Genomic DNA, 25,805 nt, shown 5'->3' on the forward strand with positions numbered 1-25,805 from the left:
CCGCCCCGGAAGTTATCTCACTTGCCATCATCCACGGGGGCCGTGCCGCCACCGGACCCGGAACCACCGCCGCCTCCGATGATCAGCTGCGCCTCGGGGTAGCCCACCTCGTCATATGTCTGGATCGTGCCGACATAGATGTCGTAGCGGCCCTGCGGTGGGGTGCCCCAGACAAGGCTCGGGTTGATGCCGCCTGCGCCGTTGTCGTCGCAATACCACTGCCCGTCAGGCCCGTTGATCAACAGGCTCGTGTCACTTTGCGACTCAACCGTGAACGACAAGGGCGCGCCAACGCCCTGGTAATAGACCTGGAAATCGGGAGCTTCGGCCACATGACCGGCACAGCCCTGCCCGGCGCTGGAGGCTTCCAGCAACCCGCCGGCCAGCAGATGCTGAAGGTAGGGATCAGGCGAGAAACCGCTCGACAGGGTCACGTTGCCGAAGGTCGGCGGCAGGTTGTAGTTGGGCTCGCTCGGGCGCAGATCGACCTGCGGGGTTTCGCCCGCCATTGTCGCTGCGATCCAGTCGCTGAAGGCGGACACACGGGTATAGGTGCCGAAATGGTCGCCGTCCTGGTGGCAGTAATTGCCGCCCGACACCAGACCGACCTGCACATATCCCTGCGCGTCAGAGGCCAGCAGCGGTCCGCCGCTATCGCCCCGGCAGGCATCGGCCACGGCCTCCTGGAACCCGGCGCAGATCACCCCGCCCCCGGCATTCGACGAACACAGCTGGTTATGCACAATCGGCACCGCCGCGCCGAGCAGAACCTGCGACGTGTCCCACATCGACGGCGGAGAAGAGGTCGCCCGTTCCGCCTGGGTCAGGGGCCCACGGCCGCGGGAGATATGCGGTGGCGGCGTCAGGCCCCAACCGATGATAACAGTCTGGCCACCGATCTGTTCCACCACCGGCGCCAGTGCCGCATCCGACAGGCGCACCGGGGTGATGCCCGTGGGGCGGGCAAGCTCCAGCAGGGCAATGTCGTTGACGCCAACCCCCTGATACCCGGAATGCAGATAGACACGAGACACGTCGAAGGCCGTGCCCCCGCCCTGCAGGCTGGAGGTATTGGCGTAGATTTCCAGACCGCTCGGATTGTTGGGGGCGACGGTATCGACGCAATGAGCCGCGGTCAGCACCCACCTGTCCGCAATCACGGTACCCCCGCAGAAATGCCCGTCAAACCGGCTGCGCGCATTGGCCTGGTTCAGCGACACCATCCATGGGAAATCGCTGATCGACACGGCACAGCCGCCCATCACCCGGTCGCCCGAGCAGAATTCCTGTGCCTCGGCGGCATCGGGGGCTGCGAAGAAACCGACCGTCAGAAGGGCGGCACCAAGGGTCAAAGATCTCATATGGCTCATCCTTTCTTACCCTGATTGTCCGGCCCAATTTCCAATGCGGGCCGCGAAAAACTCATTCTATTGCCCGCTCGATCGTTGCCTCGGGGTTCAGCGCGACGGCGGGCGGCGTTTCAGAGGGCGAGGTGACGATGAACCCGACGCCCGCACCTGCGTCATCCTGCACGACCGGCGCGATGGCCACCGGCTCCGGCAACAGCGCTTCGACGATCAGTTCGGCATCGGGGGCAATCGGCAGCTCGCGTTCCGTGCCGACCCAGATGCGGTAGCTACCCGCGCTCAGGTCTGACAGGGCCAGCACCGGCGCCGATCCATCCGAGGATGTGCCCCGGCACTGCCAGGTGCCATCGGGGCGGCGCATCACCAGCACCGTGTCCTCATCGCTGAGCGTCGTGATCCTGAGCGGGCCAATCGCCTCTTGCCAGTCCAGCTGGAAATCCGGGCTGCTGGCCACGAAGCCATAACAATTGCCGCCAAGCTGAGAGGCATCCTCGTACCCGCCCGCCAGCATATCCAGCGCCATGGCGGTCTCCGGCGGACCGGCGGCTAGGTCTATCGCCCCATAAAGCGGGGCGCCCTCTTCCTCGATCCCTCGGCCGGGCTTGCCGGCACTTGGCAGACCGGCCTCTTCTACCTGCACCGGCACCTCGTTTGTATCGGCGCGCCCGTCGCCGATCTGGAATTGCGGCGGGATCTCTCCGGCAAAGGCAAATTCCAGCCACGGCACCTGACGGCCCTGCGTGGCGTTGCGCACCGCGAAGGACACCTCATACATGATGTCGTCGATCCGCCGCGTGGGCCGTTCCAGCGCCTGCAACAGCGCCCCGGTGAACAGCCCGTTGCGCCCCTCGCCATCGGAGGAGGTCTGACCGGGCGCGGCGGCATAAAGGATGAAGGCAGAGGCGCCCGCAGGCGTATCCATCGCCGACAGGCCAATCCCCAGATCGCGCCCGCCGCCGCGTTCGGGCAGCGGGTTGTTGCGACAGGCATCAAGGATGATCACCCCCGTGGCCCCGGTGGCGGCCAGCCGTTCCAACAGGCGCGGCGCGGGATAGGCCCAGTCCGGCACATCCTCGGCGAAGGCGATCTCTTCATCGTCGGTGGGGATCAGGTAATTGGTGCCCTTGTATTCCACCCCATGCCCCGCGAAGTAGAACACCGCCAGATCGCCGGGGTTCAGGCTGCGGGTGAAGTCGCGGATGGCCACCTGCATCCCGTGCAGGTCCTGGTCCAGCAATGGCCCGTCGCCATGCACGCGAAAGCCGATCTCGGTCAGGCGCTCGGCCATGTCGGTGGCGTCGTTGACGGGGTTGATCAGCGGGCTGGAGGAGTATTCGGAATTGCCGATGATCAGCGCCACACGTTCCGCCCGTAGCTGCCCGGGCAGGGCCAGCCCGATCAAAGCCGTCAGAACAACCAGCAGACTATGAGCCAGAAGGCCGCGGGGGCGCACCACGTCCGATCTCCCTAAAAGCACTAACCTAATGCCGCGCAGTATGACCGGAATTTCCCGATCCGCCGACTCTTTTTTGTCGCGTCACTGGCCGAAAGGGTTCAAATCGCCAGAAAGATCTGCAAGTCGGCCACATTGGTGCCGGTGGCGCCGGTGATCAGCAAATCGGCCGAGGCAGCCAGCGCCGCGTGGCTGTCGCTGTTGGCCAGCAGCGCGCGGGGATCGGCCCCCGCCGCCCGCATCCGCGACAGGCTCTGACAATCCACGATGGCCCCCGCGGCGTCGGTCGGCCCGTCTCGCCCGTCCGTGCCGCCCGACAGGAACAGCCAGTCACCGGGCAGGCCCCGTTCCTCAGCCAGCAGCGCCACGCGCAGCGCCAGTTCCTGATTGCGTCCGCCCCGCCCATTGCCAGTCAGGATCACCGTGGTTTCCCCACCAAAGAGCAGCGCCGTGCCGGAGGGTGTACTCGCGGCAAGGTCCAGCACCTGTGCAGCGGCCTTGGTGACCGAGCCGATCAGGGGGGCCTCGACCACACGCACAGGGCGCCCCGCCGCAGCTGCCATTGCCGTGACGCTGATCGCGTTGGATCCGACAAGCGTCGCGTCCGGGTCGGGCAGCGGATCGCGCGCCGCCTCCCGCGCCAGCGCCTCGCGCGCAGCCCCCGGCATCTGCTCCCAAATGCCAAGCCGGTGCGCGACATCCCGCGCGGTGGCCAGATCGGCAATCGGTCCCACCGTCGGGCCACTCGCAATTACCCGCAGATCATCGCCCACCACATCCGACAGGATCAGGCTGCGCACTGGGGCATGGGCCGCCAGTCGCAACAGCCCGCCACCCTTGAACCGCGACAGGGCCTGCCGGACGATATTGGTCTCCTCGATATCGGCGCCAGAGGCCAGCAGCAGCCGGTTCACCTCGGCCTTGTCCGCCAGCGTCAGGCCCTTGACCGGCCCCGGCAGCAAGGCCGACCCCCCGCCCGAGATCAGCGCCAGAACCATGTCCCGCGCGCCCGCCTCGCGCAGCAGTTTCTCCACCGCCAGCCCGGCGATCACGCCGTTGCCATCCGGCACCGGATGCCCGGCCCCGTAGCAGGCCACGCCCGCGATATCGCGGTGATTCTCGTAATTCGTCACGATCAGGCAGCGTGTCGGCACACCTTCCGGCACCGCAGACCGCGCCGCCTCCATCATCCCGTTCGCGGCCTTGCCCACGGCCAGAAGGATCAGCGTTCCGCCATCGGGCACCTTGACCGGGCGCGCTGTCAATGCCTGCGCCACGGCCCCCACCGGGTCGGCGGCGGCGACACCGGCCAGGAAAAGCTCGGTCAGTTCGGATCGGATCGCGTCATGCGCCATGGGGATCACTCAAGAGGAAAGGTTGGCAGAACCTTCCCAAAGCCCCGTCCCCCTGTCCATCCCGTAACCCGCGAAGGTCTCAGAACCAGAATTCCCAGACCGCGACCGAGGCGAAGGCCAGCAGCACGCCGCCCACCAGATAGGCCAGCCGCTCCGCCACCCGCGACCGGCGCGGCGGCGGCAGCGTATTGGCATGGGACAGCAGCGCATCCTGCGCCATCTGCGGCAGGCGCGGACCGAAACGGGACAGCACCATCGCCGTGCGCACAAGGTCGCGCACCATCGCCTTGGGGCCGAGGTTTTCGGTGATGTATTGCTCCACCACCGGGCGCGCCGTACTCCAGATATTGATATTCTCGTCCAGCGACCGCGCGACGCCCTCGACCACCACCATCGTGCGCTGCAACAGGATCAGCTCGGTGCGCGTTTCCATGCCGAATTGTTCTGTCACCTCAAAGAGATACGACAGAAGCCGCGCCATGGAAATCCGGCTGGCATCCATGCCGAAAATCGGCTCACCCACAGACCGCAGCGCCTGCGCAAACTCGTCGATATCGCGGTCGGCGGGGACATAGCCCGCCTCGAAATGCACCTCGGCCACGCGGCGATAGTCGCGGCGGATGAACCCCATCAGAATCTCGGCATAGACCCGGCGGGTATATTCATCCAGCCGCCCCATGATTCCGAAATCCAGCGCCACGATATCGCCATTGGGCGCGACCTTCAGGTTGCCCTGATGCATATCGGCGTGGAAAAACCCGTCGCGCAGCGCGTGGCGCAGGAACATCTGCAAGACCCGCTCGGCCAATACCGTCCGGTCATGACCCGCCGCGTCGATGGCCTCGATATCGCTGAAGGACACGCCCTCGGCCCAATCCAGCATCATCACCCGGCGCGAACACAGGAACCAATTGACGGCGGGCACAGTGAACCCTTCGTCGCCCTCGGTGCGGGCGGCAAATTCCCCGGCGGCGGAGCTTTCGATGCGCAGGTCCAGTTCCCGCATCACCACGCCTTCGAAATGCTCGATCACATCCTGAGGCCGCAACCGGCGCGAGGCAGGCGACAGGGTCTCGATCCAGCTCGCCATCAGGTAGAAGGCGTCGATATCTTTGCGAAAGGCGCGTTCAATACCGGGGCGTAGCACCTTGACCGCCACCTCCTGCCCGGTATCGCGCAGCCGCGCGCGGTGAACCTGCGCGATGGACGCAGCGGCAACCGGCTCGGAAAACTCGGTGAACAGCTCTTCGACCGAAATCTCCAGCTCATGCGCGATGGTGCGCTTGGCAATGGCGCTGTCGAAGGGCGGCAGCTTGTCCTGCAGCACCCGCAGCTCGGTCGCCAGCTCCGGCCCCACCACGTCGGGCCGCGTCGACAGGATCTGCCCGAACTTGATATAGGCCGGGCCAAGCGCGGTCAGCGCCCTGACCAGCGGCGGCAGGCTGGTGTCGCCCCGCAGCCCCAGCCATTTGAACGGCCAGGCCAGAATCCGCAGCCCCAACCGCACACTGCGCGGCGCGTCCATCGCCTCCAGCGCCTCGGCCATGGCGCCGGTCCGTTCAAAGGTCGCGCCGGTGCGGATCAGCCGCCAGATATTGTGCGGTCCCCGCATCTCAGATCTTCCAGCCCGAATGCAGCGCCGCGATGCCCATGGACAGGTTGCGATACTTCACCATGTCGAACCCGGCCTCGCGGATCATGCTGGCGAACATCTCCTGATCGGGGAATTTGCGGATGCTTTCGACAAGATACTGATAGCTGTCCGCATCGTTGGCGATCACCTTGCCCATCTTCGGGATCACGTTGAACGAATAGAGGTCATAGAGCTTCTGCATCCCCTCATTCGGCAACTGGCTGAATTCCAGCACCATCAACCGCCCGCCGGGTTTCAGCACGCGAAACGCCTCGGACAACGCGTCGCCAATCCGCGTCACGTTCCGAATGCCAAAGCTGATCGTGTAAACGTCAAAGCTGTTATCCTCGAAGGGCAGCGCCATCGCATCGCCTACGATCCAGTCGAGCTTTTCGGCCATCTGCTCGGCTTCCGCCCGCTTCTGCCCCTCGATCAGCATCGATTCCGTCATGTCCAGAACCGTGGCATGTGCCCCCGGCGCGCGTTTCAGGAACCGGAACGCAATATCCCCGGTGCCGCCCGCCACATCCAGCAGCTTCACCCCGTCGCGCGGCGCCAGCCAATCCATCATCGCGTCTTTCCAGACCCGGTGGATGCCGACCGACATCACGTCGTTCATCACATCGTATTTGGAGGCGACATTGGTAAAGACCCCATGGACCTTGCCGGCCTTTTCGTCCTCGGCCACGGTCTGGAACCCGAAATGCGTGGTGCGTCCGTCTGCGTCGCTCATCCTGTCATCCTTTCCGGGGGTCTTGCCCTCGCCAGAAACTCTCCCTTCTTATAGGGCTTGTCGGTGGCGTTACAATGCGCCGCCCCCCATTGAAAGGCCCGCCATGCCCGAACTGCCCGAAGTCGAGACAGTCCGTCGCGGGCTGGCCCCCGTGATGGAGGGCCAACGCATTGTCAAAGCGGATGTGCGCCGCCCGGACCTGCGCTGGCCCTTCCCGCCCGACATGGGCGCGCGGCTGACCGGGGCAACAGTGCTGCGCCTGCGGCGACGGTCGAAATACATCCTCGCCGATCTGTCCACGGGCGAAACGCTGCTAATTCACCTGGGCATGTCGGGCCGGATGCTGGTCTCCGGCGCGCAAGGCCGCGACATGCCCGGCCAGTTCCACCATGACCACCCCGCGCCCGAGAAACACGATCACGTCGTGCTCGACATGGAAGGCGGCGCGCGGATCACCTTCAACGACCCCCGCCGCTTCGGCGCGATGGACCTGATGGCGACCGCCACGCAGGACGCCCACCCGCTGCTGTCCGCGATTGGCCCCGAACCCTTCGGCAACGCCTTCGACGGCCCCTATCTCGCGGGCCGCCTCAAAGACCGCAAGATGCCGATCAAATCCGCCCTGCTGGATCAGCGAATCGTGGCCGGTCTGGGCAATATCTACGTCTGCGAAGTGCTGTTTCGGGCGCGCATTTCCCCCAAACGACCCGCAGGCGGCATCGCGACGCAACGTTGCGAGGCCCTGGTGCCGATCATCCGCGACGTGCTGTCCGAGGCGATCGAGGCGGGCGGCTCCTCCTTGCGCGATCATCGGCAGACCGACGGCGAACTGGGCTATTTTCAACACAATTTTCAGGTCTATGGCCGCGAAGGCGCCCCCTGTGCCAGCCCCGGCTGCTCGGCAACCATCCGCCGGATCGTGCAGTCGGGGCGGTCCAGCTTCTATTGCCCCACCTGTCAAAGATAGCTTGAACCGCGCGACGGGGCTGATAACCCTGCGCATCCGAGGGACAACAATACCGGGACGCACCGAATGGCCTACGAGACCCTGATCGTCGAGATCGAAGAGCATATCTGCCTTATCAAGCTGAACCGGCCGGATGCGCTGAATGCGCTGAACACCAAGCTTCTGGCCGAACTCTGCGATGCGCTCGAAAGCGCCGATGGAAACGACAAGGTCCGCTGCGTGGTCATCACCGGGTCGGAAAAGGCCTTCGCCGCCGGGGCCGACATCAAGGAGATGTCGGACAAGAGCTTTACCGAGGTCTTCTCCGAAGATCTCTTCGCCAGCGCCTCCGACCGGATGACCCGCATCCGCAAGCCGATCATCGCCGCCGTCTCGGGCTACGCGCTTGGCGGCGGTTGCGAACTGGCCATGGCCTGCGATTTCATCATCGCGTCCGACACCGCCAAGTTCGGCCAGCCGGAAATCAACCTGGGCGTCATCGCCGGGATGGGCGGCAGCCAGCGCCTGACCCGCTTCGTGGGTAAATCCAAGGCCATGGACATGAACCTGACCGGCCGTTTCATGGATGCCGAGGAAGCCGAACGCTCGGGCCTCGTCAGCCGCGTGGTGCCCGCCAAGAAGTTGATGGACGAAGCCATGGGCGCGGCAGCCAAGATCGCGGAAAAATCGCTGATCTCTGCCATGGCCGCGAAAGAGGCGGTGAACCGCAGCTACGAAACCACGCTGGCCGAAGGGCTGAAATTCGAACGCCGCCTGTTCCATTCCATGTTCGCCAGCGAAGACCAGAAAGAAGGCATGGCCGCCTTCCTCGAAAAGCGCGAAGCCCAGTTCCGCGACCGCTGATCCCTGTTCTCCCCGCGAAAGCGGGGACCTGGACGTGTTTTCGCGCCAGTGTCGTAATGTGTCATAGGCGAACCCCTATTCCTGGTGTATGGGGTCATCAGACACAGAAAAAATATGCAGGCTCATGTCCGATCACACTGAACTTACCGGGCATCAGCCTGAACTGCGCGCGGCGCGCGACTGGATCAAGGTTCTGGCGAAATACCGGGAACCGAACACATCACGCAGCACCTATGAACTTGCCATCACAATCGGCCCGTTCCTGGCGCTCTGGGTTCTGGCCTGGTGGTCGCTGTCCGTCAGCTACTGGCTGACCCTGGCCATATCTTCGGTCAACGCCGCCTTCCTGTTGCGTTTGTTCTGCATCCAGCACGATTGCGGCCATGGCGCGTTCTTCAACAACCGCACGGTCAGCGACTGGCTGGGGCGGGTTCTGGGGGTTCTGACGCTGACGCCCTATGACGTCTGGCGGCGCACCCATTCGATCCACCACAGCAATTCCGGCAACCTCACGCGCCGTGGCATCGGCGATGTGCACACGCTGACCGTTGCCGAATACAAGGCGCTATCGCCGTTTCACCGCGCGATGTACCGGCTCTACCGCAACCCGGTTGTGCTGTTCGGCCTAGGGCCGGGATACCTGTTCTTCGTGCAGAACCGGCTGCCGCTTGGCCTGATGGCCAGTGCGAAATACTGGATCAGCGCCATGGGCACCAATGCAGCGATCCTGATCGGCCTCTGCCTGATGCTGTATTTCGGGGGCGTGATGCCCATCCTGCTGATCTTCCTGCCCTCGACCCTGCTGGCCGCTACCGCCGGGGTCTGGCTGTTCTATGTCCAGCACCAGTTCGAAACCACCCAGTGGGACGCCGAGGAAAACTGGCAGGTCCATGACGCCGCCCTGAACGGCAGTTCCCACTACGTGCTGCCTGCGGTTCTGCAATGGCTCAGCGCCAATATCGGCATTCACCACGTCCATCACCTCTATAGCCGCATCCCGTTCTATCGGCTGCCAGAGGTGCTGCGCGATCATGCCGAACTGGCAGGCCGCAACCGGATGACGGTCCGAGAAAGCCTGGCCAATGCGCGGCTGCATCTGTGGGATGAACAAAGCCGCCGGCTGCTGTCCTTCGCGCAGGCCCGCGCCCGCTGATCTGACGCGAAACCGGCCGTCCCTATGCACGGAAGCTGTGCCCCCGGCGCAGGTGCGGCGCGCCTCGCCTCACCAATGCGCCGGGTTTTTGGGATTTTCCGTTGGTCGTGCTAGGATTTCCCCGATGCTTGTGATCGGCGGAGACAGCTCATGCTGTGGCGCGCGCTTTTTCTGATCCTCTGGCTTGCAGCCCCTATCGCCGCAGATGAAATCCCATCGAGCGGCGCCCAGACCGACAGGCTGCTCTACCAGCTCGACGGGCTCTCGCAGGCGCTCGACCACCTGGAAAGCTTCCGCTCCGCCTTCCCCGATCCGGCCGTCGCCGACGCCTATCTTGCCGCCTGGCGCGACATGATCGAAGCGAATGCCTTGCTCTACGCCTCCCGCGACAGCCTTCCCGGTCCGGCCTACGCAGATTACGATCAGATCCAACGACCGATGGTCGCACGCATCCGCGAAGCGACCGAGATCCTTGCCCATCTGCAAGCCGAAGCGAACTGGCAGGGGTCGCCACTTTTCCCGTTCTCGTTCGAGCTTCACCAACCGACACAGCAGGCGGTGGATGCCTCCGGGCTCGATCCCGCCGGATACCTTGTGCAGATCATGGTCGAAGACAGGCCAGAGCCCTTCCGCCTCCCCGGATTGCAGGCCACCGTCGCATTGACCCTGCACAACCCGCCGGACCTGACCCCGCCGCTGGCCTGGTCCTGGCCCGAGTCTGCCGCCGCGCCGTCGGTGCTGCTCGAAGTCGGCAATCCCACGGGCGCCGAAGGGATGACGGTCATGCTGCAGCTATCCGCCCCCGGCGCGATGTTTCAGCCGGTCGAGGGTGCCGCCACAACCCGCTGCGTCCCAAACGCAGACCGCATGGAGTGCGACGCAGAGCTTCCTGCCGGGGCGCCGCTCCGCCTGATCATCCCGCTGCGTCCCGCCACCGCGCCCGAAACCCTGCCCGCGCCTTATGACCGGGACGTCACAATCTCCGTCACTGGCACCGCCATCGCCCTCGGTGAAACCCAGATCGACCTACCGCCCGCCTCAATCGCGCTGCCCTTCCGGTCCTGCAACGCGGCGCTGGCCGAGGGGCTGGCCGCTTTCTTCGAAGATCCGGCACCGCCTGCCAACTGGTCCCACCGGCTGGCGGTGCTGGCCCACGTCGCGCCGCGCCCCGACCTTCCGGGGCGGCTGACCTATCGCGCGCCGGTGCCGCAGAGAGCCGGGCCATCTCTGGCCGAAATCCTGCAAAACGGCTGGCCCGCCCCCACGCCGCCGCCCGAATTCGAAGACCTGAGCCCCAGAGAACAGGCCGCGTTGATCGCCCGGCAGGCCGCCACCAACCGGGGCCCCGACAACCGCCTGCTGGAGATCGGGCGGATGATCGCCGCCAACAGCCCAGCGCTGGAGGGACTGCGCAGCTTTGACCGCGCCTGCCCCGCGTCCTCCGAGGATATCCCCGTCGTCACCGTGCAATTGTCAGAGCTGGAGCAGCTGTTCCGTACCGTGTCCGAAGCCCGCGCCGAGATCGAGGCGCTTTACGACGCCGCCGCGCGGGAGCGTGACCAGCAATCGCGCGCCTTCTACGAGGCGCTTGCGCAATCCGAGGCGGAATCCAGTGGCCTGCTTCGGCATATCGACATGCCCGAAGACCCGAACCGCTTCGGCGAAGAGCTCTATCCCGGCGAACGGCTCTTCGTTCCGATCTACCGCGCGCTTTACAACGCGGGGTTCTACGGTCTGCTGTCGATCACCAGCCACGCCGCACGGGCGCAGGCCACGCGGTCGCTTCTCGGCCCTGTCAGCATCGCCACATCGATCTGGAACACGGGCAGCGAAATCCAAAGCTATCAGACCGTCCGCATCCAGATGGGCGCGGCCCTTGGGTGGGTCGAGCTCGCGGCCTACCTGCGACAGCTGCGCGACCGCTATGAGGGGCTGGAGGCCGAGCTTTATCGCATCCGCACCGACTTCCGCACTCTGCACCAGACGGCCTGCGCCTGCCGCTTCGAATAGCGGTTTCGTATGTACGGGGGGTGTACAGGGGGTGTACGCCCGGTGTACGGGGGGCGCCCCCCTGTTTTCGCCGGTTCTCAGCGCATCAGACGTCCGAACCGCGCCAGCGGCTCCACCCCCGCCAGCTGCGTCATGTGCCAGCCCATGACCTGATTGGACGACAGCACCGGCAGGCCCGTCGTGGCCTCGATCCGGTCGATCACATCAAGCGTGCGCAGATTGGTGCAGGACAGGAAGAGCGCATCGAATTCCCCTTGTTTTGCAAGCTCTTCCGCCGCATCTGCGATCGAATTCGGCGCGATCCGGGCGGCGAACTCCTCGCGTTCCTCGTTGAACGTGCCCAACAAAGCCACCTCGATTCCGGCGCGCCCAAGTGCTGTGATCAGCGAAGAATTCACCGCTGCCACATAGGGCGACAGGACCACCAGACGCTTGACATCAAGGTGCCGGCACGCCGCGATCAGCCCTGTTAGCGGGTCCGTTACAGCGTTGGTTTTGCAGCCCTTTTTCACCATTCCAGCGACCACATCGGCACCGATGACAGAGGTGCCGGAAGTGCAGCCATAGCCCACGACATCGAATTGCGCAGGCACCGGAAACAGCCCCGCCGCGCCGGTCAGCTTTCCCTCCATCTCGGCCAATGTGTCATTGGTCACTTCCTGCCCGCTCGGCACCCGAGTGACATAGCAAGCCACTCCATCCAAAGGAAGAATCCGGCGCATGTCATGTTCCACCGTTTCGTCCGATTGCAGGCTGATCAGCCCGATCGTCGCACGGGTGCCCAGTTGCGGGGCGAGGTCGTAGGTGAACTGCATCACAGGATCCTCAAGTCTGGGGCCGAAAAGGGGGAAAGCCGCTCCGGCCCGGTCTCTCGAATGACAATATTCTCTTCGTGAACAAGGACTTGACCATCCGCGATCTCCACCCCCGGCTCCAACGTCAGCACCATTCCGGGCTGCAAAACCGTGTGGTCATCGGGAATGAGAGAGGGCCATTCCGTCAGTTGCATCCCCAACCCATGGCCATAGCGCCCGGCCTCTGACCCGCCCGCGCCGCCGGTCAGAACCTTGTCCATCGCATGAAACAGATCCGCCGCCGTCGCACCGGGACGCGCGATGTCCATTGCGCGATCAACAGCTTCGATCAGCGTCCGGTGCCCGTCAAGGCAACGCGGATCGACCTCCCCGATCCCGAAATTCCGGTCGTAGTCACAGAAATACCCGTCCACGACGAGCCCGGTATCCAGCATCAGCACATCCCCCACAGCCAAGGGCGTATCGGAGGCAGGTGAGATCACGTCGTCATATCCCAAAGGCCCCGCGCCGCCTGCGAGGTAAGGCACCCAATCCGCGCCTTCCTCCAGACACAGCATCTGGAACCGGCGGAAGACCTGCGACAGCGGCACGCCCGGCGCGGCGATCTCGCCCACTCGGTCGAAGGCGCGGCCCGCCACCGCGCAGGCAGTGCGGATCTTGTCGATCTCCGCCTCGGATTTCACCAGCCGCAGGGAGCGCATAATCCCTTGATCAGAAACGAGACTCACCGATGCCCCAAGCCGGGCATAATCCGCAAGCGGCATCCGCAAATGGGTCTCATGCCCCATGGGCAGCCCAACCGGCCCGTCGCCCGCAACTTCGCGCAGCGTCTCTGCCAGCAGGCTGACGCCATCGTCGATCAGATCGGGTGCGCGCCAGGTACGGATGTCCTCTATCCAGGTGCGGGCCATCACGGGCGCCCCGATGGCGGGGATCACTGCAATCGGCTTGCCGCTGGCGGGCAGCACCACGAACCAGGGCCGCGTCGGGCTTTCCCAGAAGCGGGTGATGTAGCCGGTGAAATAGCGCACCTCCGGTTCCGTCGTCAGCAGCAGCGCCGCCAGGCCATGCTCGGCCATCAAAGCCTGTGCACGGGCGACGCGGGCGGCAAATTCCGCCTCGGGGAAACCGCGCGTCATTCAGGCCCCTCCGACAGGAAACACAGCACGCGGGACTCCGGGCCAAGACCAAGCGAAGCCGCGTCCGCAGCCAATACCCCCGCAACGCCCGCGACCCCGGATTCGGAGCCTTCCAGCCCTTCCGCAGCCATCGGGGCCAGAGTATCAGCGGCCTCCTCTTCCGTGATCAGCAGAAAGTCATCGGCATCCCGCGACAGGCCCGTAAGAGCGATCAGCGATGCCTCCTTGCAATCGAGCCGCCCCATGGCGGACACGGGCCCGGTCGTGGTGACGAATCCCCCCGCCTTGATCGAATTGAAGATTGCAGGCGCGGCGTCCGGTTCCACAACCACGACACGCGGGCCATCCCCAAGCCGTTTGCGCACCAAAGCCGCGACCGCGCCCGCGAGCCCGCCAACACCCGCTTGAAGGAACACATGGGTGGGCGGCTCGGGGCAGTCATCCAGTGCCTCGGCAGCCATCTGCAGATAACCCTCCATCAGCCGGTGCGGGCGGTCCATGTAGCCGGGCCAGGAACTGTCGGAGAGCAGGATATGGCCGTTCGTTTCAGCCGATTCCGCCGCCAGTGCCATGGACGCCTCATAGTCCGCCCCGGCCCTCACAACCTCGGCTCCCATGGCGCGCAGCCGTTCGGCAAAGCTTTCCGGCACGGTTTCGGCGATATGGACAATGGCCCGCGCCCCGAAGATCCGCGCCCCTGCGGCCACGGACATGCCGTGATTGCCCGCACTTGCGGTAATGTAGGTGCGGCCTGCCAAAGCGGTCGACAGATCCTCTGCCCCCATGGCCACCGCATCACAGGCAATGACATAGGCCGCACCAAGCGCCTTGAAACTTCCAAGCCCCATCCGGCCCCGTTCATCCTTGACCCAAAGCGCACCGACCCCGGCCCGCGCCGCCAGATCCGGGGCAGACGTCAACGGCGTGGTTGCATGGGCCGGGCATTGGGCCAACAACTTTGCCACCGCCTCTGCATCGGTGGACGGTGCCGGGGCACCAGAGAGATTCGTCAGGCCCAGGCCACGGAACGGATTGGAAAGATGCTGCACGGTATCCCCTCGGCTAATAAACTCGTGCCACCCTAACGGGCTTGACCGCTTTAGGTCTTCCCTTTCCGACAGGTTTGGCCTAATAGCGCCGCCAGACATGCGCGTGAGGCCCGCTTTGGCCGGATTCGACCGGTATCGAACCCTTGGTCGTGGGCCTTCAGCGCTAACCGTTAGACATTGAACCCACGAAGGGAACCGATACATGGCAAATTCGCCTCAGGCCAAGAAACGCGCACGCCAGAACGAGCGTCGCTACGCCGTCAACAAAGCCCGCCGTTCGCGCATCCGCACCTATCTGCGCAAAGTGGAAGAAGCCATCGCATCCGGCGATCAGGCCGCCGCCACCGCCGCCCTGCGTGAAACCCAGCCCGAACTGATGCGCGGCGTGACCAAGGGCGTGCTGCACAAGAATACCGTTGCTCGCAAGATGTCTCGCCTGTCGGCCCGCGTGAAAGCGCTCGGCGCCTGAGGCAAGGCTGCAACACCTTGAAAACAAGGCGTCCCATGGGGGCGCCTTTTTTATTTGGCGAAATTTCCTTGTTCTCGGCACCCTTAGAATGGGCCCGCCGGATTCGTTTTCAGTAAGCTCAGAGTCAAGCGCGAAGTTTCGTTGCGAGCACCGTCAGAGTCCCGCTAGCTTGGGTCTCAGCGATTCACATAGTCTGGGGGGACATCGGGCGCGGAATGGCTGAGAGGCGACTCTCTTGAGGGGACACATATCCCTGATACCGCACCTGAGGCCTGACGATCTGACATGGTTTGGTCCGTGTCTCGATTTTCAGGGCGTGTCATCGATCTGTCGGCGCCAAGCCGGTGCCGATGACCATGTCCGGAGACCTCCAACCTGCGAATAGTCGCACGAATCACCAATCGGCCATCAGAGCCGGGCGGTTCAGCGATGTTTTCAGGTGGGGGAACCGATCAGCCGATTAAGGCTGTCTCCCTTCCTTGCGCATGGCGGGGCAAGGTGCGGTTTCCGCATCAGTCTTGCGCAGGGCGACGCGGGCTTGTGCGGGTCGTGAAGGCAAAGGGTTAGGGCGGCAAACGGATCGCCCGCACAGGTCCGCAAAGGACCGTGTCAGAAGAATGACGGGAACAGGATGACACACGACGAATGGGGACACGTTCGGGGCGAACTGCTGAAATCAGTGGGAAAGAACAATTTTTCGGCCTGGATCGAGCCGATAACCTTTGAGGGGATCGAAGGCCGCACCGCACAGTTGGTCGTGCCCACCAGTTTCATCGGCACATGGGTGTCTCAGCATTTCGGTGACGTGATCCTGCGGCACATGATGTCCGCCGGGGCCGAGGTGGATCGGATCGAGTTTGCCGTCGATGCGCAAGGCAGGGCCAACGGCGCGCAGCAGGTCGAGTCCGTGACCAAGCCGTCGCTCAAGCCGGCCAAGCACAGCGCGCGGTCCGTACCGGCGGCCACCACCGCCCATGACCTGCCGGAATCGACCCTGAACCCCAATTTCACCTTTTCCGATTTCGTCGTCGGCAAACCCAATGAACTGGCCCATGCCGCCGCGCGCCGCGTGGCAGAGGGCGGCCCGGTCTCGTTCAATCCGCTGTTTCTTTACGGCGGCGTCGGCCTGGGCAAGACCCACCTGATGCACGCCATCGCGTGGGAGTTGCGCAACAACAAGCCCGATCTCAAGGTCATCTACCTGTCTGCGGAACAGTTCATGTACCGCTTCATCCGCGCGCTGCGCGATCAGGACACCCTGTCTTTCAAGGAGGTCTTCCGGTCGATCGACGTGCTGATGGTCGATGATGTGCAGTTCATCGCGGGCAAGAACTCCACGCAGGAAGAATTCTTCCACACCTTCAACGCGCTGGTGGAACTGGGCAAGCAGATCATCATCTCGGGCGACCGCGCGCCCGTGGATATGGAAGAGCTCGACAATCGCATCGCCTCCCGCCTGCAATGCGGCCTCGTCGTCGACTTGCACCCCACGGATTACGAACTCCGGCTCGGCATCCTGCAGCAAAAGGTCGAGGCACAGCGCGAGCGCACCCCCGACCTGACCATCGCGCCCGGCGTGCTGGAGTTCATCGCGCATCGCATTTCGTCCAATGTCCGGGTTCTGGAAGGCGCGCTGACGCGGCTCTTTGCCTTCGCCGATCTGATCGGCTGCGAAATCACCATGGACCTGACGCAGGAATGCCTGTCCGACATCCTGCGCGCGTCTGACCGCAAGGTCACCATGGATGAGATCATCAAGAAGACCTGCGAACACTACCACCTGCGCCAGTCCGACCTGATGAGCCCAAGCCGCGCCCGCAACATCGCGCGGCCCCGGCAGATGGCCATGTATCTGTGCAAGAAGCTGACCACCCGCAGCCTGCCCGAAATCGGGCGCAAGTTCGGCGGGCGCGATCACACCACGATCCTGCACGGCGTGCGCAAGATCGAGGAGCTGATCTCGGTCGACAGCCAGATTGCCGAGGACGCGGAACTGCTGCGCCGCATGCTGGAAGCCTGATCGCCCCTTCTTCTTGGCGAAAATACTCCGGGGGTGCGGGGGCAGCGCCCCCGCCCGGGTCGACGCCGTAAGGCGGCGAAACCCGGCATCTCGTCTCATTTCTCGCGTTTTTTCCACCCGCCCCATTGACCTTGGCCCGGCATTGGGGACACTCGAAAAAACACTTGTGCTTGCGGGCAGACAGGCTACCCTCACCGCCCCGCATACCGTCGGAGCCAGGGACATGAAAATCAGTATCGAACGCGCGGCGCTGCTCAAGGCCGTATCGCAGGCCCAGTCCGTTGTGGAACGCCGCAACACCATCCCGATCCTGGCCAATGTGCTGATCGAGGCCGAGGGTGACACAGCCAGTTTCCGCGCGACTGACCTCGATATCGAGGTGGTGGACAAGACCGCCGCCGTGGTGGAACGCCCCGGCGCGACGACGGTCTCGGCGGTCACCCTGCACGAGATCGTGCGCAAACTGCCCGATGGCGCCCTGGTGCAGCTCGCAGACGACGGCACCTCTGGACGGTTGGAAGTGAACGCGGGCCGCTCCTCCTTCCAGCTGGCGACGCTGCCGCGCGAAGATTTCCCGGTGATGACCTCCTCGGAATACAGCGCCAATTTCTCCGCCAAGGCACCCGACCTGCGCCGGCTGTTCGACAAGTCGAAATTCGCGATCTCGACCGAGGAGACACGCTATTACCTCAACGGCGTCTACATGCATGTGGCGCAGGGCGAAGACGGCCCGGCGCTGCGCTGCGTGGCAACCGACGGCCACCGACTGGCGCGCGTGGACATGCCCCTGCCGCAGGGCGCGGAAAACATGCCCGGCGTGATCGTCCCCCGCAAGACCGTGGGCGAGCTACGCAAGCTTCTGGATGATGACGAGATGACCATCGCGGTCTCCGTGTCGGAAACCAAGGTGCGCTTCGCGACGCCGGATATCACCCTGACCTCCAAGGTCATCGACGGCACCTTCCCCGACTACACCCGCGTCATTCCCATGGGCAATACGCGCCGCATGGAAGTGGACGCCAGCGAGTTCGCCAAGGCCGTGGACCGGGTGGCGACGGTGTCTTCCGAACGGTCCCGCGCGGTGAAACTGTCGCTCGACGAAGACCGGCTGATCCTGTCCGTCAACGCCCCCGACAGCGGCGCGGCGGAGGAAGAGCTGGCCGTGGCCTATGGCGACGAGAAGCTGGAGATCGGGTTCAACGCGAAATACCTGCTGGAAATCGCCAGCCAGGTGGACCGCGAAAACGCGGTGTTCCTGTTCAATTCCTCCGGCGACCCGACCCTGATGCGCGAAGGCAATGACACAAGCGCGGTCTATGTCGTGATGCCGATGCGCGTGTGAGGCAAAACGATTTTTGCAAAAATCGTGCCTCCGGCGGGAGTATTTGAACCAAGAAGAAGGAGAGGGGCATGGCGGGCACTTACGTGCGGGCGCTGAGCCTCTCGCATTTCCGCTCCCATAGACGGGCGGCGATGGCGCTGGATGGGCGGCCCGTGGCGCTCTTTGGACCCAATGGCGCGGGCAAGACCAATATCCTCGAGGCGGTGTCGCTGCTGTCGCCCGGGCGCGGGCTTCGGCGTGCGGCGGCAGAGGAAATGGCGCGCAGGCCCGAGGCGCTTGGCTGGAAGATCAAAGCCGAGCTGGTCACCGGCAGGCGATTTCATGAGCTGGAGATAGGCGCCGAGGCGGGGCAATCGCGCAGCCTCAAGATCGACGGCAAACCCGAGCCGCAACTGGCGCTGGCGGGGCTGGCGCGGATCGTCTGGCTGATCCCGGCGCAGGACCGGCTCTGGATCGAAGGGGCCGAGGGGCGGCGGCGGTTTCTGGACCGCATGACCATGAGCTTTTTCCCCGAGCACGGCGAGGCGGTGCTGACCCATGAAAAGGCCATGCGCGAGCGCAACAGGATGCTCAAGGACATGGTGCGCGACGCCATGTGGTTCGAGGCGGTCGAGGCGCAGATGGCCGAGGCTGCCGCGCGGATCGTCCGGCACCGGGCCGAAGCGGTTGCGCGGCTGGCTGCGGCGCAGGAGGGGGCTGAAACCGCCTTTCCGGTGGCAGAGCTTTCCCTGATCGAAGGCGAGGGCAGCGAGGGGCTGGTGACAGCGGATGATTTCGCCACCGCCCATATGCAGTCCCGCCCCCGCGACATGGCCGCCGGGCGCAGCCTGATCGGCCCGCATCGCAGCGATCTGGGGGCCGTCTATGCGGTAAAAGAGACCGAGGCGCGGCTGTGTTCGACGGGGGAGCAGAAAGCGCTGCTGATCTCGCTGATCCTGGCCAATGCCCGCGCACTGAAGGCGGACACCGGCACCGCGCCACTGGTGCTGCTCGACGAGGTCGCGGCGCATCTGGACGCAGGCCGGCGCGCTTCGCTCTTTGATGAGATCTGCGCGCTTGGTGGGCAGGCCTGGATGACCGGCACCGGGCCGGAACTGTTCACGGAACTGGGCGACCGGGCGCAGGCATTTGAGATCACGGAAGCGGACGGACAATCCGCCGTCCGGGAATGGGAGAGTAACCAATGACACCGCAACGCATCACCCTTGTCACCCTTGGCGTTGCCGACATGGCACGGGCGCGGGCGTTTTATGAGGCGCTTGGCTGGGAAAGGCACCCCGAAAGCCAGGAGGCGGTGACCTTCTATCAGGCCAACGGGTTTGCCTTCGGGCTGTTCGGGCTGGAGGATCTGGCGAAGGATCAGGGGCGGCCCGGTACAGCGCTTGGCACCGGGGCCACGACGCTGGCCCAGAACTTCGCGACCGAGGCTGAGGTTGATGCGGCCTATGCCCGTGCGCTGGCCGCAGGGGCTGCGCCGTTGAAGGCACCGGAAAAGGTCTTCTGGGGCGGCTATTCGGGCTATTTCGCGGACCCCGACGGCCATGTGTGGGAACTGGCAATGAACCCGTACTGGCCGCTGAATGCAGACGGCTCTCTGACCTTGCCGGAGCCTGGCGATGCAGATTGAAGCCATCCACGAGATCGACCTGACACGAAGGCAGGACGAGGAAATCGCGGCGCTTCTCTCGGATGCGTTCGGCCCTGACACCGGTTATGACAACCGGTCCTTCTACAAGCAGCGCTTTCACATGCGGCTGATCATGCGGGACGAAGGCCAGGTTGTCGGCCATGTCGCGCTGCTGCTGCGAGAGGTTCGGATGGGTGGGCAGCATGTTCCGATCATCGGCGTGGGAGAGGTTGGCACAGCCCATAGCCACCGGGGACAGGGGATTGCCACGTCCCTGATGACCGAGGCGATCGCCCAATCGCGCAAGACACTCGCCGCGTTCATGGTGCTGTTTGGGGTACGGCCGCTCTATGCGGGCCTTGGCTTTGTGAACAAGCCTAACAAGATGCGCCTGATGGCCGTGCACGAGTTGCGCACGCTGCGCATTGACGAGCGGTGCGAACCCTCGCTGATGGTGCTTCCCCTGAAAGATGAGCCGTGGAATAACGACGCGTTGCTGGACCTCTTGGGCCCGATGTTCTGAGGACGCCCCATGACACTCACTATCGCACAGGCGGCGCTCTATGCCGGGGCGCTTTTCGTGCTGTTCCTGACACCCGGCCCGGTCTGGCTGGCGCTGGCGGCACGGACGCTGGCGCATGGGGTCGGCGCGGCGCTGCCGCTGATCCTGGGTGTTGCCCTTGGGGATGTGGCGTGGAGCCTTGTGGCCATCTTGGGCCTGAGCTGGGTCGTGCAGACCTACACGGGCATCATGGTGCTGCTGCGCTGGCTGGCCGTGGTGGTTTTCGCACTGATGGGGCTGTTGATCATCCGCCATGCGGATCGGGGCATCGAGGCCAACAGCCGCCTGAACCGCAAGGGTGCCTGGGCGGGCTTTGTCGCCGGGCTGGCCGCGATCCTCGCCAATCCCAAGGCTGTTCTGTTCTACATGGGGATGCTGCCCGGCTTCTTCGATCTGACCGCCCTGACAGGACCAGATATCGCAGTGATCGCCGCGATCTCCATGACCGTCCCGGTGATGGGCAACCTGATGTTCGCCAGTTTCGTAGACCGGGCGCGGCGGCTGATCACCTCTCCCGGTGCGTTGAAGCGCACCAACCAGATCGCGGGCAGCCTGCTGATCGGGGTAGCGCTTGTCATCGCGCTGACCTGACGGCGCAGGCCGATAACAAGATCGGCGCGGGACACCGCAAATAGACACCTAAATCTTGTGCCGCACCCGTGACATTGCCTGCCGCGCCACGTATAAGAAACCGACAAGAAAAACAGGGGTCTTACATGGCCGAAAACGCGCAGGCACCCGCCGAATATGGTGCGGATTCCATCAAGGTTCTCAAAGGGTTGGAGGCAGTCCGCAAGCGCCCCGGTATGTATATCGGGGATACGGACGATGGCTCGGGCCTGCACCACATGGTGTATGAGGTCGTGGATAACGGCATTGACGAGGCCCTCGCAGGTCACGCCGATGCCGTGACCGTCACGATTCACGCCGACAGTTCCGTTTCGGTCCGCGACAACGGACGCGGGATTCCCGTGGGCATCCACGAGGAAGAAGGCGTCAGCGCAGCAGAGGTCATCATGACCCAACTGCACGCGGGCGGTAAGTTCGACGACAATTCCTACAAGGTCTCGGGCGGTCTGCATGGCGTCGGCGTATCGGTGGTGAATGCACTGTCCGACTGGCTGGACCTGCGGATCTGGCGCGATGGCAAGGAACATTACGCCCGGTTCGAAGGCGGCTTCACCGTCAAGCATCTGGAAGTGGTCGGCGATGCCAATGGCGAGAAGGGCACCGAGGTGCGCTTCATGGCCTCGACCGGAACGTTTTCCAATCTCGACTATGTCTTCAAGACGCTGGAAAACCGGCTGCGGGAACTTGCCTTCCTGAACTCCGGTGTGCGGATCATCCTGAACGACCTGCGCCCTGCAGAGCCGCTCCGGTCCGAGCTGTTCTACGAAGGCGGCGTCAAGGAATTCGTCCGCTATCTGGACCGGTCCAAGCATTCCGCCATGGAAGAACCCATTTTCATCACCGGCACCCGCGACGATATCGAGATCGAGGCGGCGCTGTGGTGGAATGACAGCTACCACGAAACGGTTCTGCCCTTCACCAACAACATCCCGCAGCGCGATGGCGGCACCCATCTGGCGGGCTTCCGTGGGGCGCTGACGCGGACGATCAACCTCTATGCGAACAGCACCGGCATCGCGAAGAAAGAGAAGGTCAATTTCACCGGCGACGACGCGCGCGAAGGCCTGACCTGCGTGCTGTCCGTCAAGGTGCCCGACCCCAAGTTCAGCAGCCAGACCAAGGACAAGCTGGTTTCGTCCGAGGTCCGACCGGCCGTCGAAGGCTTGATGAACGAAAAGCTGCAGGAATGGTTCGAGGAACATCCCAGTGAAGCCAAGACCATCGTCAGCAAGATCATCGAGGCCGCCTTGGCGCGCGAAGCCGCGCGAAAGGCCCGCGAACTGACCCGGCGCAAGACGGCGATGGATGTGGCCTCACTGCCCGGCAAGCTGGCCGACTGTCAGGAGAAAGATCCCGCAAAGTCCGAAATCTTCCTCGTCGAGGGGGATTCTGCCGGTGGGTCCGCCAAACAGGGCCGGTCGCGGCACAATCAGGCCGTCCTGCCCCTGCGCGGCAAGATCCTGAACGTGGAACGCGCGCGGTTCGACCGGATGCTCGGCAGTCAGGAGATCGGCACGCTGATCACCGCGCTTGGCACCGGCATTGGCCGGGACGAGTTCAACATCGCCAAGCTGCGCTACCACAAGATCGTCATCATGACCGATGCGGACGTCGACGGCGCGCATATCCGCACGCTTCTGCTGACCTTCTTCTTCAGGCAGATGCCGGAGATCATCGAAGGCGGATACCTCTACATTGCACAACCGCCGCTTTACAAAGTCGCGCGGGGCCGGTCGGAGGTGTACCTGAAAGACCAGTCGGCACTGGAGGATTACCTGATCCAGATGGGCGTGGATGGCACCGTGCTGCGCCTGAAGTCGGGCGAAGAGATCGCCGGGCAGGATCTGGCCCGCGTGGTCGAAGGCGCGCGCAGCTTCAAGCGCGTGCTGGAGGCCTTCCCGACCCACTACCCCCGCCGCATTCTGGAACAGGCCGCGATTGCCGGCGCCTTCGATCCGGGTCGCGCCGATGCCGACCTTCAGCGTGTTGCCGATGACGTGGCGGCCCGACTGGACAAGGTGGCGCTGGAATACGAACGCGGCTGGCAGGGCCGGATCACCCAGGATCACGGCATTCGCCTGTCCCGCGTCCTGCGCGGCGTCGAGGAAATCCGAACGCTTGACGGGGCGGTCCTGCGCTCAGGCGAGGCGCGCAAGCTGTCAGAAGTGTCGAAGCAGACCCGAGACGTCTATCGCGACCCGGCCAACCTGGCCCGCAAGGACCGTGAAACCATTGTTCACGGGCCAATGGACCTGCTCGATGCCATCCTGACCGAAGGCGAAAAGGGCCTGACCCTGCAACGCTATAAGGGACTGGGCGAGATGAACCCCGACCAGCTGTGGGAAACCACGCTGGACCCGGAGGCGCGGACGCTGTTGCAGGTGAAGGTCGACGATATGGTCGAGGCCGACGACATCTTCACCAAGCTGATGGGCGACGTGGTCGAACCGCGCCGCGAATTCATTCAGCAGAACGCGCTGAGCGTGGAGAACCTCGATTTCTGATCCGGGTTCTCTGCCCCCTGCATTCTCCGGCCCTGAATCGCCCTACGAGGCCCCCGGGTTCTACGACAACGCTATTGCCGCCGGCCGTCACCGCGACATCGTGGGCGGCCGGTGGGACGAAACCGGCCGCGCCCAGATGGCGGTGCTGCTGGAGGCCGGGCTGAAGCCGCATCACTTCTTGCTGGATATCGGCGCCGGGTCGCTGCGGCTCGGCTGCAAGGCGTTGGATTATCTGGATCCGGGCCACTACTGGGCCACGGATGCCTCGCGCGAGATCATGCTCGCGGGCCGCGCGGTGGAACTGGCCGATCCGTCCCGGCTGCCGCTCGATCACCTGATCCTCGATAGGGATTTCACCTTCCCCGGCGTTCCCCCGGTCATCACCCATGCCATCGCCTTCGCCGTCTTCCCGCATCTTCGGATTGCCCGGCTGCGGGCGGCGCTGACTAACATGCGCGCCTTTCCCCTGCTGGAAAAGCTGCTGTTCACCGTGTTCCTTACCCCTGATCTGACCCTTGCGGCCCTGCCGTTCCGGCAACGCGACGGGGTCGTGACCCATGATCAGAAGGCACCCTATCATCTGTTGGCAGAAGACATCGAACAGATTGCGGTGGACACCGGATGGTCCGCTCACAGATCCGGCACCATGCTTCCGCGCGGGCAGGTTCTGTTCACGGCGACCCCTGCGAACTGAACATCCGGAGAAAGGGGCGTGCAAAACTCTTGCAAGAGTTTTGAAATTCCTTGCAAGGAATTTGGCCCCCGCCCAACTCCAGCGTAAGATACTCACGACACCGTTGCTGGAGGAGTGATCAGATGCGGAATTGGCAAGGCACCCTGGCGCTAGGCGTGGCGATCACAATGGCCTCTCCGGCCCTCGCCCAACAGGACGCGGCGATTGAAGCCATGCAGGATTACCTGATGTTCGCCGAGGAAACCGCCGGCATCATCCTGCCGCAACAGATCGACCGGACAGTGTTCGACAATGCGCTCTTCGTCGACACCCGCAGTGCCGCGCAACATGCCGAGGCCACCATCCCCGGCGCGATCCATATCGAATGGCGCGAGGTGCTGGACCGGATTGACGAGATTCCGGACAACCGAATGACCATTCTGTTCTGCAACACCGGCGCGCGGTCGTCACAGGCGACCTTTGCTCTGCGCGTGGCAGGGCGGACCAATGTGGTGGTGATGCAATCGGGCTTCGACGGCTGGCAGCGGGATGCGGCCTATCACCCCTAGCTTTCGGGATTGATCGGGCGGTTGAGCGTCCAGTCGAAGGTGCCCATATCGCGCTCCCGCACCGCCTGCTTCCAGCCGACCGCCTCTGAGCGGGCCTTGAAATTCAACCCTTCGGGCGAATGACGAGTGATCCCGTCGAAAACGGTGGCCAGCCGCTGCGTGCGGGTAATCTGTTCCTCAACCGCCGCGTTGATCACCATTTTCTGCATGGCGAGTTGATTGATCGGCACCGACGCCATCCGCGCGGCCAATGCCTCAACCTCTTCGTCCAGACGGTCGTCGGGGACGGATTTCAGCACCAGCCCCATTTCAGCGGCCTCCAGGCCACTGATCTTGTCGCCGGTAAACAGCATCCGCTTGGCTTTCTCCGGTCCCAGACGATGCACCCACATGGCAGTGGTCGGGCAACCCCAGACCCGCGTCGGCATGTAGCCGATCTGCGCCGTTTCGCCCATGATGGTCAGATCGGCACATAGGGCGATGTCGGACCCACCCGCGACGGCAAAGCCATGCACCTTGCAGATTACCGGTTTCATCGCCCGGAACAGCGACATGAAATTCTGCGTGTTGGCCCACATGAACTGGAAATCCTGCATCGGATCCCAGGGCATGTCCTGCGTGATCTTGTTGTCGGGATCTTGCGCATAATGGGCAAGATCGTATCCCGCGCAGAACGCCTTGCCCGCACCGGACAGAACCATGACATGCACCTCGCTGTCATGGTCAGCCTCAGCCACCGCCTGCGCCAGCTCGCCCGGCAGGTCGTCGTCAATGGCGTTCATCACTTCAGGCCGGTTCAGAGTGATCCGCCCGATCCGCCCGTCTTTTTCATAAAGCACTTTCGCCATGTCTGACCCTCGCTTGCCGTCCTGCCCCGGCAGCGTCGCGCAGG

General features: G+C 64.2%; 23 protein-coding genes. 14 read left to right on the forward strand and 9 right to left on the reverse strand.

Annotation, left to right across the window (positions count from 1 at the left end; translation table 11 throughout):
• Positions 1–17: 17 nt before the first annotated feature.
• The 5 genes from EP237_RS07790 to ubiE all read right to left on the reverse strand — a co-directional run bounded on the left by EP237_RS07790 (position 18) and on the right by ubiE (position 6,541).
• Positions 18–1,361 carry a S1 family peptidase gene (locus EP237_RS07790; protein ID WP_164744655.1) on the reverse strand — a complete coding sequence of 448 codons (1,344 nt, stop codon included), beginning with the start codon at positions 1,359–1,361 and terminating at the stop codon, positions 18–20.
• A 61-nt stretch (positions 1,362–1,422) separates the two neighbouring features.
• Positions 1,423–2,823 (reverse strand): caspase family protein, encoded by a 1,401-nt coding sequence (locus tag EP237_RS07795; protein ID WP_164744656.1) that lies wholly within the window; start codon positions 2,821–2,823, stop codon positions 1,423–1,425.
• 98 nt (positions 2,824–2,921) lie between these two features.
• Positions 2,922–4,175 carry a glycerate kinase type-2 family protein gene (locus tag EP237_RS07800; protein WP_127559822.1) on the reverse strand — a complete coding sequence of 418 codons (1,254 nt, stop codon included), beginning with the start codon at positions 4,173–4,175 and terminating at the stop codon, positions 2,922–2,924.
• 79 nt (positions 4,176–4,254) lie between these two features.
• The gene (gene ubiB, locus EP237_RS07805; RefSeq protein ID WP_127559824.1) at positions 4,255–5,787 is read right to left on the reverse strand and encodes a 2-polyprenylphenol 6-hydroxylase; all 1,533 of its coding nucleotides are present in this window, start codon (positions 5,785–5,787) and stop codon (positions 4,255–4,257) included.
• 1 nt (position 5,788) lies between these two features.
• Positions 5,789–6,541: a bifunctional demethylmenaquinone methyltransferase/2-methoxy-6-polyprenyl-1,4-benzoquinol methylase UbiE gene (gene ubiE, locus EP237_RS07810; RefSeq protein WP_127559827.1), complete on the reverse strand. Its 753-nt coding sequence runs from the start codon at positions 6,539–6,541 to the stop codon at positions 5,789–5,791.
• Positions 6,542–6,644: 103 nt separating this feature from the next.
• Here ubiE and mutM point away from each other — a divergent pair, with 103 nt between their 5' ends.
• From mutM to EP237_RS07830, 4 genes are all read left to right on the forward strand, one after another.
• Positions 6,645–7,508, forward strand: a complete 864-nt coding sequence (mutM, locus tag EP237_RS07815; RefSeq protein ID WP_127559829.1) for a bifunctional DNA-formamidopyrimidine glycosylase/DNA-(apurinic or apyrimidinic site) lyase — start codon at positions 6,645–6,647, stop codon at positions 7,506–7,508.
• Positions 7,509–7,574: 66 nt separating this feature from the next.
• Positions 7,575–8,351 (forward strand): enoyl-CoA hydratase, encoded by a 777-nt coding sequence (locus EP237_RS07820; RefSeq protein WP_127559831.1) that lies wholly within the window; start codon positions 7,575–7,577, stop codon positions 8,349–8,351.
• Between the two features lie 124 nt (positions 8,352–8,475).
• The gene (locus tag EP237_RS07825) at positions 8,476–9,504 is read left to right on the forward strand and encodes a fatty acid desaturase (protein ID WP_127559833.1); all 1,029 of its coding nucleotides are present in this window, start codon (positions 8,476–8,478) and stop codon (positions 9,502–9,504) included.
• Positions 9,505–9,654: 150 nt separating this feature from the next.
• Positions 9,655–11,514 (forward strand): YML083C domain-containing protein, encoded by a 1,860-nt coding sequence (locus tag EP237_RS07830; protein ID WP_127559835.1) that lies wholly within the window; start codon positions 9,655–9,657, stop codon positions 11,512–11,514.
• Between the two features lie 77 nt (positions 11,515–11,591).
• On the opposite strand, the gene EP237_RS07835 is transcribed toward EP237_RS07830, so the two are convergent.
• Genes EP237_RS07835 through EP237_RS07845 form a run of 3 tightly spaced genes read right to left on the reverse strand, consistent with a single transcriptional unit; the run spans position 11,592 to position 14,517 of the window.
• Positions 11,592–12,329 (reverse strand): maleate cis-trans isomerase family protein, encoded by a 738-nt coding sequence (locus EP237_RS07835; RefSeq protein ID WP_127559837.1) that lies wholly within the window; start codon positions 12,327–12,329, stop codon positions 11,592–11,594.
• Entirely contained in the window at positions 12,329–13,468 is a 1,140-nt protein-coding gene (locus EP237_RS07840; protein ID WP_127559839.1) for a M24 family metallopeptidase, read from the reverse strand. The genes EP237_RS07835 and EP237_RS07840 overlap by 1 nt, the downstream gene beginning before the upstream one ends.
• Complete coding sequence (locus EP237_RS07845; protein WP_240661569.1) at positions 13,465–14,517, reverse strand: pyridoxal-phosphate dependent enzyme; 1,053 nt, start codon at positions 14,515–14,517, stop codon at positions 13,465–13,467. The genes EP237_RS07840 and EP237_RS07845 overlap by 4 nt, the downstream gene beginning before the upstream one ends.
• Positions 14,518–14,719: 202 nt before the next feature.
• On the opposite strand from EP237_RS07845, the gene rpsT reads away from it, so the two are divergent.
• The 10 genes from rpsT to EP237_RS07895 all read left to right on the forward strand — a co-directional run bounded on the left by rpsT (position 14,720) and on the right by EP237_RS07895 (position 24,913).
• Positions 14,720–14,986, forward strand: coding sequence for a 30S ribosomal protein S20 (gene rpsT, locus EP237_RS07850; RefSeq protein WP_127559843.1), 267 nt, complete (start codon positions 14,720–14,722; stop codon positions 14,984–14,986).
• A 631-nt stretch (positions 14,987–15,617) separates the two neighbouring features.
• On the forward strand, positions 15,618–17,006 hold the full coding sequence (dnaA, locus tag EP237_RS07855; RefSeq protein WP_127559845.1) for a chromosomal replication initiator protein DnaA: 1,389 nt from the start codon (positions 15,618–15,620) through the stop codon (positions 17,004–17,006).
• 223 nt (positions 17,007–17,229) lie between these two features.
• The gene (gene dnaN / locus EP237_RS07860; RefSeq protein ID WP_127559847.1) at positions 17,230–18,348 is read left to right on the forward strand and encodes a DNA polymerase III subunit beta; all 1,119 of its coding nucleotides are present in this window, start codon (positions 17,230–17,232) and stop codon (positions 18,346–18,348) included.
• 68 nt (positions 18,349–18,416) lie between these two features.
• The gene (gene recF, locus EP237_RS07865) at positions 18,417–19,535 is read left to right on the forward strand and encodes a DNA replication/repair protein RecF (RefSeq protein WP_127559849.1); all 1,119 of its coding nucleotides are present in this window, start codon (positions 18,417–18,419) and stop codon (positions 19,533–19,535) included.
• The gene (locus tag EP237_RS07870; RefSeq protein WP_127559851.1) at positions 19,532–19,975 is read left to right on the forward strand and encodes a VOC family protein; all 444 of its coding nucleotides are present in this window, start codon (positions 19,532–19,534) and stop codon (positions 19,973–19,975) included. The genes recF and EP237_RS07870 overlap by 4 nt, the downstream gene beginning before the upstream one ends.
• Positions 19,965–20,498, forward strand: coding sequence for a GNAT family N-acetyltransferase (locus tag EP237_RS07875; RefSeq protein WP_127559853.1), 534 nt, complete (start codon positions 19,965–19,967; stop codon positions 20,496–20,498). Before EP237_RS07870 ends, EP237_RS07875 begins: the two co-directional genes overlap by 11 nt.
• A gap of 9 nt (positions 20,499–20,507) precedes the next feature.
• The gene (locus tag EP237_RS07880) at positions 20,508–21,128 is read left to right on the forward strand and encodes a LysE family translocator (RefSeq protein ID WP_127559855.1); all 621 of its coding nucleotides are present in this window, start codon (positions 20,508–20,510) and stop codon (positions 21,126–21,128) included.
• Between the two features lie 125 nt (positions 21,129–21,253).
• The gene (gyrB, locus tag EP237_RS07885; protein ID WP_127559858.1) at positions 21,254–23,671 is read left to right on the forward strand and encodes a DNA topoisomerase (ATP-hydrolyzing) subunit B; all 2,418 of its coding nucleotides are present in this window, start codon (positions 21,254–21,256) and stop codon (positions 23,669–23,671) included.
• Positions 23,672–23,771: 100 nt separating this feature from the next.
• Complete coding sequence (locus EP237_RS07890) at positions 23,772–24,365, forward strand: class I SAM-dependent methyltransferase (RefSeq protein WP_240661570.1); 594 nt, start codon at positions 23,772–23,774, stop codon at positions 24,363–24,365.
• 122 nt (positions 24,366–24,487) lie between these two features.
• Positions 24,488–24,913 (forward strand): rhodanese-like domain-containing protein, encoded by a 426-nt coding sequence (locus EP237_RS07895; protein ID WP_127559863.1) that lies wholly within the window; start codon positions 24,488–24,490, stop codon positions 24,911–24,913.
• On the opposite strand, the gene EP237_RS07900 is transcribed toward EP237_RS07895, so the two are convergent.
• Positions 24,910–25,761 (reverse strand): crotonase/enoyl-CoA hydratase family protein, encoded by an 852-nt coding sequence (locus EP237_RS07900; RefSeq protein WP_127559865.1) that lies wholly within the window; start codon positions 25,759–25,761, stop codon positions 24,910–24,912. The genes EP237_RS07895 and EP237_RS07900 overlap by 4 nt on opposite strands.
• Positions 25,762–25,805 lie beyond the last annotated feature (44 nt).

Origin of the sequence: Nioella ostreopsis (genome assembly GCF_004000255.1) — a bacterium.
In the GTDB taxonomy this organism is placed as follows: domain Bacteria; phylum Pseudomonadota; class Alphaproteobacteria; order Rhodobacterales; family Rhodobacteraceae; genus Nioella; species Nioella ostreopsis.

Excerpts from the sequence above, each read along its gene's own strand:
- recF (WP_127559849.1), top strand. The coding sequence starts at position 18,417 with ATGGCGGGCACTTACGTGCGGGCGCTGAGCCTCTCGCATTTCCGCTCC.
- EP237_RS07830 (WP_127559835.1), top strand. The coding sequence starts at position 9,655 with ATGCTGTGGCGCGCGCTTTTTCTGATCCTCTGGCTTGCAGCCCCTATC.
- EP237_RS07835 (WP_127559837.1), bottom strand. The coding sequence starts at position 12,329 with ATGCAGTTCACCTACGACCTCGCCCCGCAACTGGGCACCCGTGCGACG.
- dnaA (WP_127559845.1), top strand. The coding sequence starts at position 15,618 with ATGACACACGACGAATGGGGACACGTTCGGGGCGAACTGCTGAAATCA.
- gyrB (WP_127559858.1), top strand. The coding sequence starts at position 21,254 with ATGGCCGAAAACGCGCAGGCACCCGCCGAATATGGTGCGGATTCCATC.
- EP237_RS07790 (WP_164744655.1), bottom strand. The coding sequence starts at position 1,361 with ATGAGATCTTTGACCCTTGGTGCCGCCCTTCTGACGGTCGGTTTCTTC.
- EP237_RS07800 (WP_127559822.1), bottom strand. The coding sequence starts at position 4,175 with ATGGCGCATGACGCGATCCGATCCGAACTGACCGAGCTTTTCCTGGCC.
- EP237_RS07875 (WP_127559853.1), top strand. The coding sequence starts at position 19,965 with ATGCAGATTGAAGCCATCCACGAGATCGACCTGACACGAAGGCAGGAC.
- EP237_RS07870 (WP_127559851.1), top strand. The coding sequence starts at position 19,532 with ATGACACCGCAACGCATCACCCTTGTCACCCTTGGCGTTGCCGACATG.
- EP237_RS07880 (WP_127559855.1), top strand. The coding sequence starts at position 20,508 with ATGACACTCACTATCGCACAGGCGGCGCTCTATGCCGGGGCGCTTTTC.
- rpsT (WP_127559843.1), top strand. The coding sequence starts at position 14,720 with ATGGCAAATTCGCCTCAGGCCAAGAAACGCGCACGCCAGAACGAGCGT.
- EP237_RS07820 (WP_127559831.1), top strand. The coding sequence starts at position 7,575 with ATGGCCTACGAGACCCTGATCGTCGAGATCGAAGAGCATATCTGCCTT.
- EP237_RS07825 (WP_127559833.1), top strand. The coding sequence starts at position 8,476 with ATGTCCGATCACACTGAACTTACCGGGCATCAGCCTGAACTGCGCGCG.
- ubiE (WP_127559827.1), bottom strand. The coding sequence starts at position 6,541 with ATGAGCGACGCAGACGGACGCACCACGCATTTCGGGTTCCAGACCGTG.
- EP237_RS07840 (WP_127559839.1), bottom strand. The coding sequence starts at position 13,468 with ATGACGCGCGGTTTCCCCGAGGCGGAATTTGCCGCCCGCGTCGCCCGT.
- EP237_RS07900 (WP_127559865.1), bottom strand. The coding sequence starts at position 25,761 with ATGGCGAAAGTGCTTTATGAAAAAGACGGGCGGATCGGGCGGATCACT.
- dnaN (WP_127559847.1), top strand. The coding sequence starts at position 17,230 with ATGAAAATCAGTATCGAACGCGCGGCGCTGCTCAAGGCCGTATCGCAG.
- ubiB (WP_127559824.1), bottom strand. The coding sequence starts at position 5,787 with ATGCGGGGACCGCACAATATCTGGCGGCTGATCCGCACCGGCGCGACC.
- mutM (WP_127559829.1), top strand. The coding sequence starts at position 6,645 with ATGCCCGAACTGCCCGAAGTCGAGACAGTCCGTCGCGGGCTGGCCCCC.
- EP237_RS07895 (WP_127559863.1), top strand. The coding sequence starts at position 24,488 with ATGCGGAATTGGCAAGGCACCCTGGCGCTAGGCGTGGCGATCACAATG.